The organism is Chromohalobacter sp. HP20-39 (assembly GCF_033052815.1).
In the GTDB taxonomy this organism is placed as follows: domain Bacteria; phylum Pseudomonadota; class Gammaproteobacteria; order Pseudomonadales; family Halomonadaceae; genus Chromohalobacter.
Genome location: NZ_JAWHTP010000518.1, coordinates 1 through 287, shown reverse-complemented (window position 1 = coordinate 287; position 287 = coordinate 1). Strand labels below are relative to the sequence as shown.

Below are 287 nucleotides of genomic sequence, written 5' to 3'. Positions count from 1 at the left end.
CCGAGGTGCTGCTCGAAACGCGCTTCCCGTATCTGAGTGCCGACCAGCGCCGCGTGGTGCTCAAGACCACCGAGCTGGCCTCCGGCTACCCCGTGCTTGACGATGCGGAAGGCTGGGGCCGCCTGAACCTGTTTGCCGCAGCCGATGGTTATGGCGCCTTCAACGGTAACGTGATCGTGTCGATGGACGCCAGCCAAGGTGGCTTCAATGCGGCGGACACGTGGCGCAATGCCATCTCGGGCGCGGGCAAGCTCACGCTGCAAGGCACGGGCACGCTGCGTCTGGCG

At 66.2% G+C, this 287-nt stretch carries 1 protein-coding gene; it reads left to right on the top strand.

All coding sequences use genetic code 11. The features are described 5' to 3' along the window. Window positions 1-287: hypothetical protein (locus tag RVY79_RS19025; RefSeq protein WP_317466117.1), on the top strand; the 287-nt coding region annotated here is incomplete at both ends.